At 31.4% G+C, this 16,751-nt stretch carries 13 protein-coding genes; 10 read left to right on the top strand and 3 right to left on the bottom strand.

Annotated features, from left to right (window positions below; genetic code table 11):
* Positions 1 to 288: 288 nt before the first annotated feature.
* The gene (locus tag KPL37_RS00585; protein WP_216145244.1) at positions 289 to 2,199 is read right to left on the bottom strand and encodes an NAD(+) synthase; all 1,911 of its coding nucleotides are present in this window, start codon (positions 2,197 to 2,199) and stop codon (positions 289 to 291) included.
* Between the two features lie 494 nt (positions 2,200 to 2,693).
* On the opposite strand from KPL37_RS00585, the gene KPL37_RS00580 reads away from it, so the two are divergent.
* From KPL37_RS00580 to KPL37_RS00545, 8 genes are all read left to right on the top strand, one after another.
* A complete protein-coding gene (locus tag KPL37_RS00580; RefSeq protein ID WP_216145243.1) occupies positions 2,694 to 3,122 on the top strand; it encodes an NfeD family protein in 429 nt (142 codons plus the stop codon).
* Positions 3,123 to 3,152: 30 nt separating this feature from the next.
* Positions 3,153 to 4,166 (top strand): SPFH domain-containing protein, encoded by a 1,014-nt coding sequence (locus KPL37_RS00575; RefSeq protein WP_216145242.1) that lies wholly within the window; start codon positions 3,153 to 3,155, stop codon positions 4,164 to 4,166.
* 309 nt (positions 4,167 to 4,475) lie between these two features.
* The gene (locus KPL37_RS00570) at positions 4,476 to 5,099 is read left to right on the top strand and encodes a DUF4867 family protein (protein ID WP_216145241.1); all 624 of its coding nucleotides are present in this window, start codon (positions 4,476 to 4,478) and stop codon (positions 5,097 to 5,099) included.
* A 39-nt stretch (positions 5,100 to 5,138) separates the two neighbouring features.
* Positions 5,139 to 6,620: an L-fucose/L-arabinose isomerase family protein gene (locus tag KPL37_RS00565; RefSeq protein WP_216145240.1), complete on the top strand. Its 1,482-nt coding sequence runs from the start codon at positions 5,139 to 5,141 to the stop codon at positions 6,618 to 6,620.
* A gap of 186 nt (positions 6,621 to 6,806) precedes the next feature.
* Positions 6,807 to 8,339, top strand: a complete 1,533-nt coding sequence (xylB, locus tag KPL37_RS00560) for a xylulokinase (protein WP_216145239.1) — start codon at positions 6,807 to 6,809, stop codon at positions 8,337 to 8,339.
* 11 nt (positions 8,340 to 8,350) lie between these two features.
* Entirely contained in the window at positions 8,351 to 8,998 is a 648-nt protein-coding gene (gene fsa / locus KPL37_RS00555) for a fructose-6-phosphate aldolase (protein ID WP_216145238.1), read from the top strand.
* A 16-nt stretch (positions 8,999 to 9,014) separates the two neighbouring features.
* Positions 9,015 to 10,997, top strand: a complete 1,983-nt coding sequence (gene tkt, locus KPL37_RS00550) for a transketolase (protein WP_216145237.1) — start codon at positions 9,015 to 9,017, stop codon at positions 10,995 to 10,997.
* 225 nt (positions 10,998 to 11,222) lie between these two features.
* Positions 11,223 to 12,401 carry an ROK family transcriptional regulator gene (locus tag KPL37_RS00545; protein ID WP_216145236.1) on the top strand — a complete coding sequence of 393 codons (1,179 nt, stop codon included), beginning with the start codon at positions 11,223 to 11,225 and terminating at the stop codon, positions 12,399 to 12,401.
* A gap of 77 nt (positions 12,402 to 12,478) precedes the next feature.
* Here KPL37_RS00545 and KPL37_RS00540 read toward each other — a convergent pair whose 3' ends face one another.
* Positions 12,479 to 13,858 (bottom strand): sugar porter family MFS transporter, encoded by a 1,380-nt coding sequence (locus tag KPL37_RS00540; RefSeq protein WP_216145235.1) that lies wholly within the window; start codon positions 13,856 to 13,858, stop codon positions 12,479 to 12,481.
* A gap of 268 nt (positions 13,859 to 14,126) precedes the next feature.
* On the bottom strand, positions 14,127 to 14,729 hold the full coding sequence (locus tag KPL37_RS00535; RefSeq protein WP_216145233.1) for a flavin reductase family protein: 603 nt from the start codon (positions 14,727 to 14,729) through the stop codon (positions 14,127 to 14,129).
* Between the two features lie 212 nt (positions 14,730 to 14,941).
* On the opposite strand from KPL37_RS00535, the gene KPL37_RS00530 reads away from it, so the two are divergent.
* Entirely contained in the window at positions 14,942 to 15,328 is a 387-nt protein-coding gene (locus KPL37_RS00530; protein ID WP_216145231.1) for a hypothetical protein, read from the top strand.
* Between the two features lie 360 nt (positions 15,329 to 15,688).
* Positions 15,689 to 16,627 (top strand): alpha/beta hydrolase, encoded by a 939-nt coding sequence (locus KPL37_RS00525; RefSeq protein WP_216145229.1) that lies wholly within the window; start codon positions 15,689 to 15,691, stop codon positions 16,625 to 16,627.
* Positions 16,628 to 16,751: the final 124 nt, after the last annotated feature.

Genomic DNA, 16,751 nt, shown 5'->3' with positions numbered 1-16,751 from the left:
GCAGTCTTACGAGAATTTTTACTTGCAAAAGAAGAACTTTAAATGGGATTTCAATTGTTTCGGCTCTTCTTATTTGGTGCTACTTCCGGAGTAATTCATACTCGTATTCTTTCAGATTTCTTATATCTTCACATGATTTATGATGCCTGAGTAGTAACTTTATTTTTACTTGATTTGATAAAAAAAACAAATTAATTAAAAGTAAATACGGAGTTCTAAAGCTCGATTCAATGCATTATTCGTATTGCAATACGCGGAATACATATACTTTTTCTGTGTTAAAAAATATTAGAGGAAAGAATTATAACTAGCGTCTGATGGCATTCTAAGATCTCCTCTTGGAGAAACACTTATTGATCCTACTTTGGGACCATCAGGTAGTGCTGAACGTTTAAATTGTTGAGTGAAAAATCTCTTTATAAATTTATCAAACCATTTAATTATTACAACTTCTTCAAAATCGCCTTTAAATGCTTGTTTTGCTAAAAACAATATCTTCTCAGGAGTTGCTCCTTGCTTCATAAAATAATAAAGAAAGAAGTCATGAAGTACATATGGTCCTACTATGTCTTCAGTCTTTTGCGTTATTTTCCCACTTTTATCTTTGGGCATAAGTTCAGGACTTACTGGGGTATCAAGAATATCTAAAAGAATGTCTGTAACCTGTTTTGATGATTCCTTATCTGCTACATATTTGACTAAATATCTAACCAATGTCTTAGGAATTGAACAATTTACAGAGTACATAGACATATGGTCTCCATTATATGTGCACCAACCTAAAGCAAGTTCTGATAAATCACCGGTACCTATTAACAGTCCGCCTTCTTTATTTGCAAGATCCATAAGAATTTGTGTCCGTTCTCTTGCTTGAACATTTTCATAAGTTACATCATGTTTTTCTACTGGATGGCCTATATCTTTAAAATGTAAAAGACACGCATCAACTATATTAATTTCACGAAGATCAGTTCCTAGATTTTTGCATAGATTTACTGCATTCAAATAAGTTCTGTCTGTAGTACCAAAACCAGGCATTGTTATAGTTATAATATTTTTTAGTGGTATTTTTAATTTATCAAAGGTTTTAACTATAACAAGTAGTGCTAGTGTTGAATCAAGTCCTCCGGAAATCCCAACTATCGCTTTATTAAGTCCAGTGTATGAAAATCTTTTAGCAAGAGCGGAAGATTGAATATTAAATATCTCTGCTGAGCGGACCTCACGCGCAAGTAGGTCTGACGGAACAAAAGGATATTTATCAATATCTCTATTAAAGATACCAAAATCTAAACTCTTAAATTGGAAAGAAATTTCTTTGATTTCAAAAGGACATATGGAATTAGTATTTCTAAAACTTGTATTTTTTAATCTTTCACTATCTAATTTATTTATATCAATAATAGAAGTGATAACTTCGTTGTCTCTTTGAAATCTATTATTTTCTTTTAATAATAAACCATTTTCACTAATTAAAAGATGACCACTGAAAACTAAATCGGTAGAAGATTCAAAAACACCAGAGGAAGCATATAAATAAGAACACATACACCTTGCACTTTGAGATGCTACTAAGGATTTCCTGTAATCAGCCTTACTAACTAATTCATTAGAAGCAGATAGGTTAGCAATTATATTTGCACCTTGAAGAGATAAATAGCTGCTTGGAGGAATGGTTACCCAAAGATCTTCACAAATTTCAAAACCAAATTTAATATTTCCACAAGTAAATAATAAGTTTGTTCCAAAAGGAACGCCATCTGCAAAAGAAAGATTTACAGTTTTATTTATTATGCCAAGACCCTCTGCAAACCATCTTTTCTCGTAAAACTCAGAGTAATTAGGGATATAGCTTTTTGGTACTATTCCTAAAAGTTTTCCGTTAAATATTATGTAAGCACAATTGTATAGACAATCATTAAAGTAAAGTGGAGAGCCCACAGCAATTAATATATCTTTATTCTGCGAAAACTCACATAGAGATTTAATTGCATCTTCAGATTTTTTAATTAATTGCTGTTGCAAAAACAAATCTGCGCAAGTATAAGCTGTTATGCAAAGCTCTGGGAAAACTATGAATTTTGAGTTCTCCGCGTAAGCCTGATTAATGCATTTTTGTATGTTAATTAAGTTGAATTCTATATCTGCCACATTTACTATAGGACAAGCAGCAGAAACTTTTATAAAAGAAGTTTCCAAACTAATTCACGACCTTTCTTTGGTTTTTCAAATATAGTATATGCAAATACCAATTTATATAACAAATATTTAGTAGAATTATATCATTATTTTGAATACATTAGTAGAGACGTTAATGATTATTTTACCAATGCTTTAATTAATGGTTTATATTAACATTAGAAATAACAATTTCCATGTTAAGTAATATTAAGTATATGAGAGTAAATTTGTAATAATAGCCGGTTAAATAACAGAAATGTACAAAAAAATATATAATATATTAAAATAAAACTTTATAAAGTTTAGTATATACAATATAATATAATTATAACATTATAAAAATTCATCAGTTCAATTCATAAAAGATGAATATTGTTTATAAATAATCTATAGTAATAAATATTGGCTTTAAAACTTATAAAACTTATAAAAGTTATATAATTAGGATATAGATTAATAATGACATAAGTTGTTAAAGTTAATAAAATTTTATATTCGTGAGGGGGTACAATATGATCTGGACGCCGATGATACTTTGGATAGTTGTGGCAGTGGCGGCAATAGCCATTGATATTACAACTAGTAGTTTTATGTTTGTATGGTTTGCTGCTGGAGCACTCGGAGCAATTATTTCTATTGGATTCGATGCACCAATATTTGTTCAAATAATTATTTTTATAGCACTTAGTGGATTGGCCATGTCTGTAGGTTATCCTATAGTTAAGAAGACCATAAGCAAAACTGTGAAAAAAACTTTGACTATGGAAGAAGGATATGTAGGAAAAGAATTCACATTAACAAAAGATGTTGATGAAAAAGGAAATATTAAGTTTCAAGGAATTTATTGGACTGTTAAAAATGATGGCGAACCTTTAAAAAAAGGTGACTTAGTACGAGTTACTGGTATTGAAGGAAATAAATTATTAATAGCTAAAGCGTAAGTTATATTAAAATTTAAGGAGGAATTTGTTATGGGTCCTATTATAGGTTTAGTTTTATTATTACTAATAGTTGTTATGATTTTAACATCTATTAAAATTGTTAATACAGGGTATGTGCTTCTAATAGAAAGATTTGGTCAGTTTCACAGGATATTAGAGCCGGGTTGGCATTTTACAATTCCATTTGCTGATTTCGTTCGTAGAAAAATTTCTACTAAGCAACAAATACTCGACATACAACCACAGAATGTTATAACTAAGGATAATGTAAATATATCAATTGATAATGTTATATTCTATAAGGTTATTAATTCAAGAGATGCAGTGTATAACATTGAGGATTATAAATCAGGTATTGTGTACTCTACTATTACTAATATGAGAAATATTGTGGGAGACATGACACTGGATGATGTATTATCAGGAAGAGATAGAATAAATTCTAGGCTTCTTGAAATAATTGATGAAATTACAGATGCTTATGGAATAAAAATCTTGTCTGTAGAAATAAAAAACATTGTTCCACCAAATGAGATTCAACAAGCTATGGAAAAACAAATGAGAGCAGAGAGAGATAAGAGAGCGTTTATTCTTACAGCAGAAGGTGAAAAACAAAGCCAAATTGAAAGAGCAGAAGGACATAAGCAAGCTCAAATATTAAATGCTGAAGCTGAAAAACAAGCTACTATTAGACGTGCAGAAGGACTTAAGGAATCACAACTTTTAGAAGCAGAAGGTAAGGCTCGTGCTATAGAGACAATTGCAATTGCAGAAGCAGGAGCTATAAGAAAAGTAAATACAGCAATAATTGAGTCAGGTACAAATGAAACTGTAATAGCATTGAAACAGATAGAAGCTCTTACAGAGATGTCTAAGAATCCAGCTAATAAACTTATACTTCCAAATGAAATATTGTCAAGTTTTGGTAGTATATCAGCAATAGGCGAAATGTTAAGAATGGATAAGAAGTCTGAGAATAAAACAATGCCAGTAAAAACAATACCAACAAAAGCAGTACCAACAAAAACAGTACCAAATAAATAATAATGGAATTCGAAGTTTTCAAGAATTAGATTTGATATAATGAAAATGGTAGAATTTAAGCCTAGCAATTATGCTAGGCTTTTTGTACGTCCAGCATGTTAGCTGAGCGAATAGATTGAAAGAATGCTGTAATATTTAATGTAATTTAGAAAATAATACAAGCTTTTATTGATTTTTTATAAAAAAATGAAAAAGGTTACATAAACCTATTGCACAAAATGCAAAAGAGATGTAAACTGAACTTATTAAAGTGAGTTTAAAAAGTTATTTAAGTACAATCTAAATATTTAAACGGAAGGGAAGATGAATATGATTATAAAAAAAGTTACAGATATTGAGTTCGAAAAATATGGACATATTTTAAATAATTACAATTGTTCTGAATTAATTGAAAAAATGAAAACGACACCAATGCCAACAGATGTAGTTTATGAACCATCAATTAAAGAATTTGAAATTTTAAAAATTGCTAATGATTTAAAAATTAGGAAATTTGGTGAATTGCCTATTCAAGTAGGATATTGCAATGGTAACAATTATTTACTAAACGCAGTTGAATATCATAGGTCATCTGAAATAAATGTGGCAGTTACTGATTTTATTTTGCTTTTAGGTTGTATTCAAGATATTAAAGAAGATTATTCATATGATACTTCAAATATAGAAGCCTTTTTAGTTCCGGCTGGTACAATAATAGAGGTTTATGCGACGTCGCTTCATTATGCCCCTTGTAATGCAAATGAAAATGGATTTAAATGTGTAGTTGTTTTGCCTAGAGATACTAATTTACCGCTGGAAAATAAAATAAACAAATCTGGTGAAGATGCTTTACTATTTGCTAGAAATAAATGGCTAATTGGTCATAAAGATACTGATTTAGGAGCCGAGGGAGCATTTATCGGATTAAAGGGTGAAAACATTTCAATAAAATAAAAATGAACATTAATAATAAAATAATTGGAGGAATAAAAAATGAAAAATTTACCACGATTAAAACTAGGAATTGTTGCAGTAAGCAGAGATTGCTTCCCAATGGAGTTATCTGAGAGCCGTAGAAAAGCAGTAGTAGAAAATTTTAAGAAATCTAATGTTGATATATTTGAATGTTTAACAACTGTTGAAAATGAAACACATATGTTAAAGGCATTAAAGGAAGTTAAAGAGGCCGGTGTAAATGCATTAGTAGTATACCTTGGAAATTTTGGTCCTGAAACTTCAGAGACTTTACTTGCAAAACAGTTTGATGGACCAGTTATGTTTGCTGCCGCATCTGAGGAAAGTGGAGATAACTTAATGAATAACCGTGGAGATGCTTATTGTGGAATGTTAAATGCAAGTTATAATTTAGCACTACGTAACATAAAGGCATTTATACCTGAGTATCCTGTTGGAACAGCTAGCGAAGTTGCTGATATGATCTGCGAATTCGTACCTGTTGCTACTACATTATTAGGCCTTAACAATTTAAAGATAATATCTTTCGGACCTCGTCCACAAGATTTTCTAGCATGTAATGCACCAATTAAACAGCTATATAATCTAGGAGTTGAAATTGAAGAAAATTCAGAACTTGATTTATTTGCAGCCTTCAATGAACATGCAAGTGATTCAAGAATTCCAGAGGTAATAGCTAGCATGGAAAAAGAACTCGGCAAGGGAAATAAGATGCCTGGTATTTTGCCAAAACTTGCTCAATATGAAATAACATTACTGGACTGGATGGAAGAACATAAGGGTTCAAGAAAGTATGTTGTTTTTGCAAATAAATGCTGGCCATCATTCCAAACTCAATTTGGATTTGTACCATGTTATGTAAACAGCAGGCTAACTGCAATGGGGATTCCTGTATCATGTGAAGTTGATATTTATGGTGCATTAAGTGAATATATAGGAACATGCATAAGCCAAGATGTTGTAACACTTCTTGATATTAATAATACAGTACCAAATGATATGTATGAATCAGAGATCAAAGGTAAATTCGATTATACATTAAAGGATACATTTATGGGATTTCATTGTGGAAACACAGCTGCTTGCAAATTAACAAGTGGTACTATGAAAAACCAAAAGATTATGGCAAGAGCTCTAGAACCTAATGTAGAACCAAACATAACAAGAGGAACGCTTGAGGGTGATATTATTCCTGGGGAAATAACATTCTTCCGTTTACAAAGCAATGCAGAAGCAGAATTAACAGCATATGTAGCAGAGGGTGAAGTTCTACCAGTTGCAACTCGTTCATTTGGAGCTATTGGTATTTTTGCAATCCCAGAAATGGCAAGATTTTATCGACATGTATTAATTGAAAAGAGATATCCACATCATGGCGCAGTTGCATTTGGACATTATGGAAAAGCAATTTACAATTTATTTAAGTATTTAGGTGTTAAAGAATTGGGATTTAATCAACCCAAAGGAATGCTTTATAAATCAGAAAATCCTTTTAAATAATTATCAAATCATCTCCTGGGTCGCTGAAATATTAACAACTTTGGAAGCAGATTTAGATTGCCACCAAAGCAATTGTACTAGTCTAGACAACTGCCACTTATAGAAGATGGCAGACTTGAAGCTTCCAAAATGTTGTTAATTTACAAAAATTATTCTTAATTAATGAATTTTTTAGGAGGAAATTACATGACTTATGTTTTAGGTATAGATATAGGCACTTCAGGTACAAAAACTATATTGTTTGATGAAAAAGGTAATAACATTTCAAGTGCTTTCAAGGGGTACCCACTATATCAACCTGAAATTAGATGGGCTGAGCAAAACCCTGAAGATTGGTGGAATGCTGTAGTAGTTACAATAAACTCAGCAATACAGAAAAGTGGAGTGGATATAAAAGACATTAAAGGACTAGGTTTGTCTGGTCAGATGCATGGTTTGGTTATGATTGATAAAGAAGGCCAGGTCCTAAGACCTTCAATAATATGGTGTGATCAAAGAACTACAAAAGAATGTGATGAAATAACAAGCTTAGTTGGAGCTGAAAGGTTAATTGAAATAACAGCTAATCCTGCATTAACAGGTTTTACTGCATCTAAAATTATGTGGGTTAAAAAACATGAACCAGAAATTTATGAAAAAACTTATAAAATACTTCTTCCAAAGGACTATATAAGATTTATGCTTACTGGGGAATATTGCACTGAAGTGTCAGATGCCAGTGGAATGCAGCTTTTAGATGTGCCTAACAGAAAATGGAGTGATGAAGTATTAGAAAAGCTTAATATTGATAAAAATTTACTTGGAAAAGTTTATGAATCACAAGAAGTTACTGGAGTGGTTAATAAAGTTGCGGCAAAACTTACGGGGCTTAAAGAAGGAACTAAGGTAGTTGGAGGAGCAGGAGATCAGGCTGCTGGTGCCGTAGGAAATGGTATTGTTAGGCCTGGAGTTATTTCTTCAACAATTGGAACATCAGGTGTTGTTTTTGCTCATACTGATAAAGTTACTATAGATAAAAAAGGACGAGTACATACATTTTGTCATGCGGTACCAGGTGCTTGGCATATTATGGGGGTTACTCAGGCAGCGGGATTGTCTTTAAAATGGTTTAAAGATAATTTATGTGGTTTAGAAAATCAAAATGCTGATTCTTCGGGTATTGATGTATACGAAGAGCTGAATCGTGAGGCTGAATCTGCAAAACCAGGTGTTGATGGGTTAATGTACTTACCTTACCTTATGGGTGAACGAACTCCGCATTTAGACCCTTATGCTAGAGGGGTATTCTTTGGTCTTAATGCAAGACATAACAAAAATGATATGCTTAGATCTGTAATGGAAGGTGTAGGCTATAGCCTTTTGGATTGTATGGATATTATTAATGAAATGGGTATAACTGTGGATGAAGTAAGAGCTTCAGGCGGTGGCGGTAAAAGTGAAGTTTGGAGGCAGATTCAAGCGGATATGTTTAACTCTGAAGTGGTTACTATTAATTCTAGCGAAGGGCCTGCTCTAGGAGTAGCAATTTTAGCTTTAGTAGGTGTGGGAGTTTACTCCTCTGTAGTAGAGGCTTGTGATACTATTATTCATAAGGTTACTTATCAAAAACCAATTAATGAAAATGTTGAATTGTATAGTAAATATCATGAAATTTATAAGCGATTATATACAGCACTAAAACCTGAATTTCTTTATTTAAAAGAGAAAATCAAGAACTAGGAGGACGTAAAATGAAATTATTTATTGATACAGCTAATGTAGAAGATATTCGCGTTGCGAATGATATGGGTGTTATTTGTGGTGTAACTACTAATCCATCCCTAATAGCAAAAGAAGGCAGAGACTTTAATGAAGTTATAAAAGAAATAGCATCTATTGTAGACGGACCTATAAGTGGAGAAGTTATTTCATTAGATTCTAAGGGAATGATAAAAGAAGGAAGAGAAATAGCTAAAATTCATAAAAACATGATTGTTAAAATTCCAATGACGAGTGATGGTCTTAAAGCTGTTAAAGTGCTTTCAAAAGAAGGAATAAAAACTAATGTAACGTTAATATTTAGTGCAGGACAAGCGCTTTTAGCTGCAAGAGCAGGAGCATCTTATGTAAGTCCGTTCATCGGAAGACTTGATGATATAAATGCTAATGCTATGGATTTAATAAGAACTATTGTTACAATATTTAAAGTACACGGAATTGATACTGAAATAATTGCAGCTAGCATAAGAAACCCAATGCATGTTACAGATGCTGCAGTTGCAGGTTCACATATTGCGACCGTTCCACTTAAAATTATCAAACAAATGATAAAACATCCATTAACAGATGCTGGAATAGAAAAATTTGCTAATGATTGGAAAGAAACTTTTGGTAAATAATAAGGAGGAAAATCTAATGAATGTAGATAACTTAGCTATTAATACCATAAGGGTACTTTCAGCAGAAGCTATTCAAAAAGCAAATTCTGGTCATCCAGGGTTACCCCTTGGATGTGGGAGCATGGCTTATACTTTATGGGCAAAGCAAATGAAACATAATCCTAAAAATTCAAAATGGGAAGATAGGGATAGATTTGTTCTATCAGCAGGCCATGGGTCAATGCTTTTATACTCACTACTTAATATTTTCGGATACGATTTGAGTGTAGAAGATATTAAAAATTTCAGACAGTTTGGTAGTAAAACACCAGGGCATCCAGAGTACAAACATACTGATGGAATTGAAACAACTACAGGTCCACTTGGACAAGGTATTTGTAATGCAGTAGGTATGGCTATATCTGAAAGCTACCTCGCAGAAAAGTTTAATAAACCAGAATTTAAGGTTATAGATCATTATACATATGCTATAGCTGGAGATGGATGTTTAATGGAAGGAATTTCAAGTGAAGCATCTTCTCTTGCGGGAACACTAGGACTTGGAAAACTTATAATGTTGTATGATTCTAATAATATATCTATTGAAGGAAGTACCGATATTGCTTTTCGAGAAGATGTTGCTAAAAGATATGAAGCTTATGGCTGGCAGGTTATAAAGGTAGCTGATGGAAACAATGTAGAAGAAATAAATTCTTCTATAATTGCTGCTAAAAAGGAAGATAAAAAGCCAACTATTATAATAGTAAAAAATATAATAGGGTATGGTTGTCTTGCTAAGCAAGGAAAAGCCAGCGCACATGGCGAACCACTTGGAGCAGATAATATTATTGCACTAAAAGAAAATATAGGATGGCATTATGATCCTTTTACTATTCCACAAGAAGTTAAAACCCAAATGGAAAATTTTAATAAAGAAGCGAATGTTAAAGAAGTAACTTGGAACAAGTTATTAAAATGCTATAAAGTAACTTACCCAGAACTTGCAAAAGAATGGGAGCTTTGGTTTAGTGGTAAAATAGCAACTGATCTATTAGACGATGAAAGTTTTTGGAGTTTCGATAAACCAATGGCAACAAGACAATCTTCAGGAATACTTATTAATAGATTAGCAAAGCTTGTTCCAAACATAATAGGAGGTTCAGCAGATCTTGCCCCTTCAAACAAAACATATATGAAGGGAAGAGGAGATTTTTCAGCGGGAGATAGATCTGGAGCAAACATGCATTTTGGAGTAAGAGAACATGCAATGGCAGCTATTGCTAATGGAATATATCTTCATGGTGGTTTAAAAGTATTTGTATCTACATTCTTCGTATTCAGTGATTACATGAAGGGTGCAATGAGACTTTCATCAATAATGAAATTGCCAATAGCATATGTGTTAACTCATGATAGTATTGGAGTTGGAGAAGATGGACCAACACATGAACCTATAGAACAGTTAGCAGCACTAAGATCTATACCAAATATGACAGTATTTAGACCAGCAGATTCAAAAGAAGCGGCAGCAGGTTGGTATTATGTTGTAGCTAAAGCTAAAGGACCGGTATCACTTGTTTTAACAAGGCAGACATTGCCCCTATATGAGGGTTCTGGGAAAAGAGCTCTTAAGGGCGGATATATAATTAAGGATTGTAAAAAAGAAACACCAGATGTAATTTTAATTGCATCAGGTTCAGAAGTGGAACTTATCTATAAGGCAGCTGATGAATTAAAGGCAAAGGGAATAGAGGCAAGAGTTGTAAGTATGCCTTCCTTTGAATTATTTGAAGCTCAGAGTATAGAATATAAAGAATCAATACTTCCGAGTAAAGTGCGAACAAGAGTTGCAGTAGAAGCAGCTACATCATTTGGTTGGCACAAATATGTGGGTCTTGATGGAAGTGTGATTTCAATAGATCACTTTGGTGCATCAGGTAAAGCAGAAGTTTTATTTGAAGAATTTGGATTTACAGTTAACAATGTGGTTGATACTGTATTGAGACTGAAAAATAAATAATATAGTAAATACCTCAATATTACACAATATTGAGGTATAAGCATATAAAAAACTTGTAGACTTATCTATTTAAGACGAGTCTACAAGTTTTTTTTATGGTATTATATAGTATATTACTAAATTAAGTCAAAGCATCTTCTATACTTTCTTCGATTTATAAAAGATCATTAATTAATACAGTAAGTATTATGATGTAAGATAAAATAATGAAATGGGTGTTATAATATGAAAAATTTAAAAACTATAAATCAAGAAACAATAAAGGTAACAAATCAAAAAAAAATAATTCAATTGTTATACAGAGAAAAGCAGCTTACAAAGCTAAGAATATCTCAAGCTATTAATGTAAGCATTCCAACGGTTATAAGCAATGTGAAGGATCTTATAAAAGAAGGATACTTAGATGAGACTGAGGTTGGGGAATCTTCAGGAGGAAGAAAACCTGTAATTGTTAGATTTTTACCAAATTGTAGATATTCATTTGGAATACTTATTACAAAAGAACAAGTTAGAATTATTTTGACCAATCTAAATTTTAGTATAATAGTTGAAAAAATTATTAATATTACTGATAAGGTAGCTGATTTCAACAATATTATTATAGAAATTAAAAAAGAAATTAATAATATTATTAGTATAAATGATATACCATTATATAAAATATTGGGAATAGGTTTTTCTTTACCTGGTACGGTAAATGAAGAGGAGCTAATTTTAAAGAATGCACCAAACTTAAAATTGAAAAATATATGCTTTAAAAATTTTGAACGTGATTTCCCAGTGCCAATATTTATAGAAAATGAAGCCAATGCATCGGCATATGCAGAAGCATTTATAAATTTTAATTATGTTAAAAGTAGCTTGGTTTTTATATCAATAACAGAAGGTATTGGTACGGGTATAATAATTACAGATAATGTTTATAAAGGCTTCAATAAGCGTGCAGGAGAATTTGGGCACATGACTATAATGAAAGATGGTAAACAATGTAATTGTGGTAAAAAAGGATGCTGGGAATTATATGCTTCTAAAAAAGCATTACTGGATGAATATAAAACAGCATATAATATTAAAAATAATAGTTTAAAGGATTTTATGGAGATGTCTAAAACAGATAATAAGGCAAAAAAAATATTAAATACTTATTTAGAATTTTTAGCAGAAGGTATTAAGAATATAATATTGATATTAGATCCAGGATGTATAATTATTGATGGAGAAATATCAGAATATAAAAGCCTTATTGAGACAGAATTAATAGATAAAATATTTAAGCAAAATGATTTCTATGATAAAAAAGAATGTAACGTATCGTTTTCTAATTTAGAAGGTAATGCATCTATACTTGGAGCGGCATTTTTGCCAATGAGAAAATTATTTTTTTTAGATAAAAAGGTAATTTAACTATAAATATTTATTTGTATTTTTTACATAGAAAGAGCTGTTGTACTAATTTCTTAGTGCAACAGCTCTTCTAAATTCTAACTACAAATATTTTGACTATCGTTTTCATTAGCGTGAGCCCTAAGAGTAGCTTCAATCTCCTCAAGAGAGCGATTACGCGTTTCAAACACTTTAGATTTAACAAACCATATTGAAACAAAACAAAGGACGCCATAACCTATGAATAAACTTCCAGTACCGAAGAAATTTAGTAATGGAGGAAATGTTAATGATACTATCATATTAGCGCCCCAATTAATTACACTACTAAATGAGTTGCCGAGTCCACGAATATTTAGTGGGAAGACTTCACCAATCATGACCCACATTACAGGTCCCCAAGTAGCTGAGAAAAAGCCAATATAAACCGTTAATGCTATAACACAAATAATTGCAGCAGTAAATGACCCATGAGAAAACTTCATTGAAACGCTCATAATTAGTAATGAAGTTCCCATTCCGATAGATCCATATATCAACATCTTTTTACGATCAACTTTATCCATAATCATTACAGCTACAAAAGTAACAATAACATTGAAAATTCCAATTCCAATGTGGGCAAGTAAAGCCGCATGAACACCAAAGCCAACCTCAGTAAAGATAGTTGGTGCATAGTAAAGAACTGTATTGCAGCCCATAACCTGTTGGAATATAGCTAGTCCAGCACCAATAACCAATGCTGGGTGAACAAATTTGCCGAATAATTCTTTAATTCCGCCACTTTTCATTCCAGCTTGTTTCTTAATCTGGTTAAGTTCATCATTAACAGCACTTTCATTATGTTTATTCATTAGATCTAAGACATCTCTGGCTTCATTAAGCCTACCATCTTTAACTAAGAAACGAGGACTTTCTGGTAATACAAGACCTCCTAAGAAAAGAATTGCAGCTGGAATAGCAGCAAATCCAAGCATCCAACGCCAACCACTATACAAATCGGAGAAACTATAGTTAGTTATATAGGCTAATAAAATACCACTCATTACCATTAGCTGGAACAAACTTGACACAGAACCACGTTTTTCTGCAGGTGATAATTCAGCTAAGTATGTTGGAATTAAAGCAGATGATGCACCGACTGCCATACCAAGAACAATACGTGATAAAATAAGTGTGGTCACCCCTGGAGAAAATGCTGATCCAAGTGCACCAATAAAGAAAATAATTGATGATAGTAAAATCAATTTCTTACGCCCGTACTTATCAGACATTGGTCCTATAATTGCAGCCCCAAGAACAGCCCCTAGTAATACAGAGCTAACAACCCAACCTTGTTGCCATGAATCAAGGTGCATTTGTTTTTGAATAAATAGAATTGCACCTGAAATAACTCCAGTATCATAACCAAACAAAAGACCGCTAAGTGCGCCAAAAACATATACCAAAGTAGTGCTAATTTTTCTTTTTACCTTCATTTAAACCATCCCCTATTTTTATTTAATTTAACTTAGTTGTAAATTTATTATCCCATAGGTTTGTAAACATTAAACGATTTCATAGTTATTAAAAAAATTTCCCGGAAGTTATTTTAATAAATTTAGTATAGCACATCAGAAATACTTTTTCAAGTCGTTTTAAAAAGTATAAATTTATTCAAAAAAGTTAAAAACTATTCTAACTCTAATGGTTAGAATAGTTTAATTTATTGAGTATTAAATTATTAAATTCCTGTGTTTATTATAATCAAGCTTTCTTTTTATGTTTTGCATGTGATTTATTGTTTTTTTTCTGAACAGAGTAACCAAATTTACCTAGAGGTTTAGAATTAACGCTAAAATATTCACCATGAGAATAAGTAATGAGATCTGCCTTTTCAAAATGTATTTTTCCAAGTTCATCTATTAAGTTATTATCAACATGAGTATTTACTATTTCAGCTAAAAATAAATCGTGGGTACCTAAAGGTGTAATGCTTTTAACTTTGCACTCTAAAGATATGGGGCATTCAGATAGTAGTGGCGCTATGACATCTTTTGCGTTATCAACTTTAAAGTTCATCTCATGAATCTTATCTGTTTGATTACCAGAGCGCACCCCGCAATAATCAACTTCACGAGTCATTTTGGATGTAGGTAAATTTACTACAAAGTCGCCACTTTCTTTTATGTAATCGTATGATAGTCTTTCAGGCCTTATAGCTACAGTTATCATTGGTGGCTTTGTACAAGCCATACCTATCCATGCTACTGTAAAAACATCTATTTTACCCTCTTTATTTTTTGATGTAATTAATACTACAGGAACAGGATTTAACATTGCGCTACCTTTAAATATAGTTTTTATCATGTATTTCCACCTCTATATTTTTAACATACTTTATAAAGTATGTTTCTAATTTTTGTATAACATTATATATTATACAATACCTTAAAAGATTTATACAGTCTTGAATGTTTTCTAAAAAGGCATATAAAAAGTTATTATTAATAATTTTATAATTTTTACCATATTTATTAGTAATAATTTTATAATAATATGGTATAATAATTTATAAAAGTATGAATATAGGTGTGGTGATTAATATGACAATTATTGGTAAAGTGGTATTTGATGCTTCAAAATTAGTTGGTAATACTGCAGAATTTGGTATTGGACTAACGGGGAATGTTATATCGTCTATTGCAGGAATTTCAGGTAAGGATAAATTAGCTAAAAACACTAAGAAGTATAGTGCTATAGTTGGTAAGGTAGTCTCAAAAACTTCTAAAATAGCAGGAGCAGTAACCGCTGTTTTAATAGATAAAACTATTGATGTTACTGTACATACTGCAAAATATATTGCTGAAAATGCCACAAATACAAATGTTAAGATTTATGGACAATCTGATAAATTTTATGATGAAGATAAATATATAGAGGTTGAATATAAAGTTTTAGAGAAATAAGGAAAAATATGTTTGAAAAGAAAATAAAATGTAATATTAATTTATAGAACTGCCTAATATTACTTTCCAAATATGTATTTTAGTGATATAATTTTGTTGAGAGTAAATATGAAACATGAAATATGGCTAAAAAAATGAGAGCCACACTATCAAGTCTATTAAGTAGTAGATTTAACTAGTGTGGCTTTTTTGTATTTAAAGGTATAATACGATTTAAGTACTTTTTTATAGATTATGCTAAAACGAATAGTATATATTGTTAGCATAATCCATGGAAAAGTAACTTTCACTTCGCTGAGTTATTTCTCAACATAAAAAAATCATTGTTAAATGTAAGAATAAAATAATAGGGGGGATAGTATGATATCAGAAAGTTTTACGTTTAAGGGTAAGGACGATGTAGAAATATTTGTATACAAATGGACACCAGATGTGGATGTACAGGTTAAGGGTGTAGTTCAACTAGCACATGGCATGGCAGAGACAGCAGCTAGGTATGAGGAATTTGCAAGTGCTTTAACAAATCATGGATTTATTGTGTATGCTAATGATCATAGGGGCCATGGGAAAACTGCGGGAAAAATAGATATTTTAGGAGACTTAGGTAATGATGGTTTTAATTCAATGGTTGAGGACATGCATAGGATAACTGATATTATTAAAGAAGAAAATATGACTTTACCTTTATTTTTATTTGGGCAGAGTATGGGATCTTTTTTAACACAAAGATATATATGTTTATATGGGAGTGAATTAAAAGGTGCTATTCTTACTGGAACATGTGGCAATCAGGGAATTATTGTTGATATAGGAAGAATAGCATCAAAAGTAGAGATTATAAGATATGGAAGAAAGGCTAAAAGCATTACTTTAAATAAATTGATTTTTGGAAGTAATAATAATTTTTTTAAACCTAGTAGAACAATCTTTGATTGGCTAAGTCGGGATAATAAAGAAGTGGATAAATTTATAGATGATCCGTACTGTGGGTCTGTTTTTACAGCGGGTTTCTTCTATGATTTTTTAAATGGCCTTAAGAGTGCAGCAGATGTTGGGGAAATTAAAAACATTCCTAGTGATTTACCTATCTATATTTTTGTAGGAGATAAAGATCCTGTAGGAAAAAATGGAAAAGGAGCTTTAAAACTTGTTAAGACTTATGAAAAACATGGAATTAAGGATTTAACTTATAAATTTTATAAAGATGGACGTCATGAGATGCTTCATGAAACTAATAAAGAAGAAGTAATTGCGGATGTAATAAAATGGCTTAATGCACATGTACTTTTATTAACTTAGTTTATTGGTGTATGGTTATTTTTTCAATTATAGGATAATATATTTGTATTATGTTATTTTATAAGTTACGATGCAGATAAAGCTACATTATAAATAAATTATGGTTAAAATTTAAATTTAAAAA

Source organism: Clostridium frigoris (assembly GCF_018861865.1).
In the GTDB taxonomy this organism is placed as follows: Bacteria; Bacillota; Clostridia; order Clostridiales; family Clostridiaceae; genus Clostridium_AD; species Clostridium_AD frigoris.
The sequence above is the reverse complement of the archived record's forward strand: the minus strand, read 5'-3'. Positions and strand labels throughout refer to the sequence as shown.

Coding starts and splice junctions, on each gene's coding strand:
- KPL37_RS00580 (WP_216145243.1), top strand. CDS start 2,694: ATGATCTGGACGCCGATGATACTTTGGATAGTTGTGGCAGTGGCGGCA.
- KPL37_RS00575 (WP_216145242.1), top strand. CDS start 3,153: ATGGGTCCTATTATAGGTTTAGTTTTATTATTACTAATAGTTGTTATG.
- KPL37_RS00570 (WP_216145241.1), top strand. CDS start 4,476: ATGATTATAAAAAAAGTTACAGATATTGAGTTCGAAAAATATGGACAT.
- KPL37_RS00565 (WP_216145240.1), top strand. CDS start 5,139: ATGAAAAATTTACCACGATTAAAACTAGGAATTGTTGCAGTAAGCAGA.
- xylB (WP_216145239.1), top strand. CDS start 6,807: ATGACTTATGTTTTAGGTATAGATATAGGCACTTCAGGTACAAAAACT.
- fsa (WP_216145238.1), top strand. CDS start 8,351: ATGAAATTATTTATTGATACAGCTAATGTAGAAGATATTCGCGTTGCG.
- tkt (WP_216145237.1), top strand. CDS start 9,015: ATGAATGTAGATAACTTAGCTATTAATACCATAAGGGTACTTTCAGCA.
- KPL37_RS00545 (WP_216145236.1), top strand. CDS start 11,223: ATGAAAAATTTAAAAACTATAAATCAAGAAACAATAAAGGTAACAAAT.
- KPL37_RS00540 (WP_216145235.1), bottom strand. CDS start 13,858: ATGAAGGTAAAAAGAAAAATTAGCACTACTTTGGTATATGTTTTTGGC.
- KPL37_RS00535 (WP_216145233.1), bottom strand. CDS start 14,729: ATGATAAAAACTATATTTAAAGGTAGCGCAATGTTAAATCCTGTTCCT.
- KPL37_RS00530 (WP_216145231.1), top strand. CDS start 14,942: ATGAATATAGGTGTGGTGATTAATATGACAATTATTGGTAAAGTGGTA.
- KPL37_RS00525 (WP_216145229.1), top strand. CDS start 15,689: ATGATATCAGAAAGTTTTACGTTTAAGGGTAAGGACGATGTAGAAATA.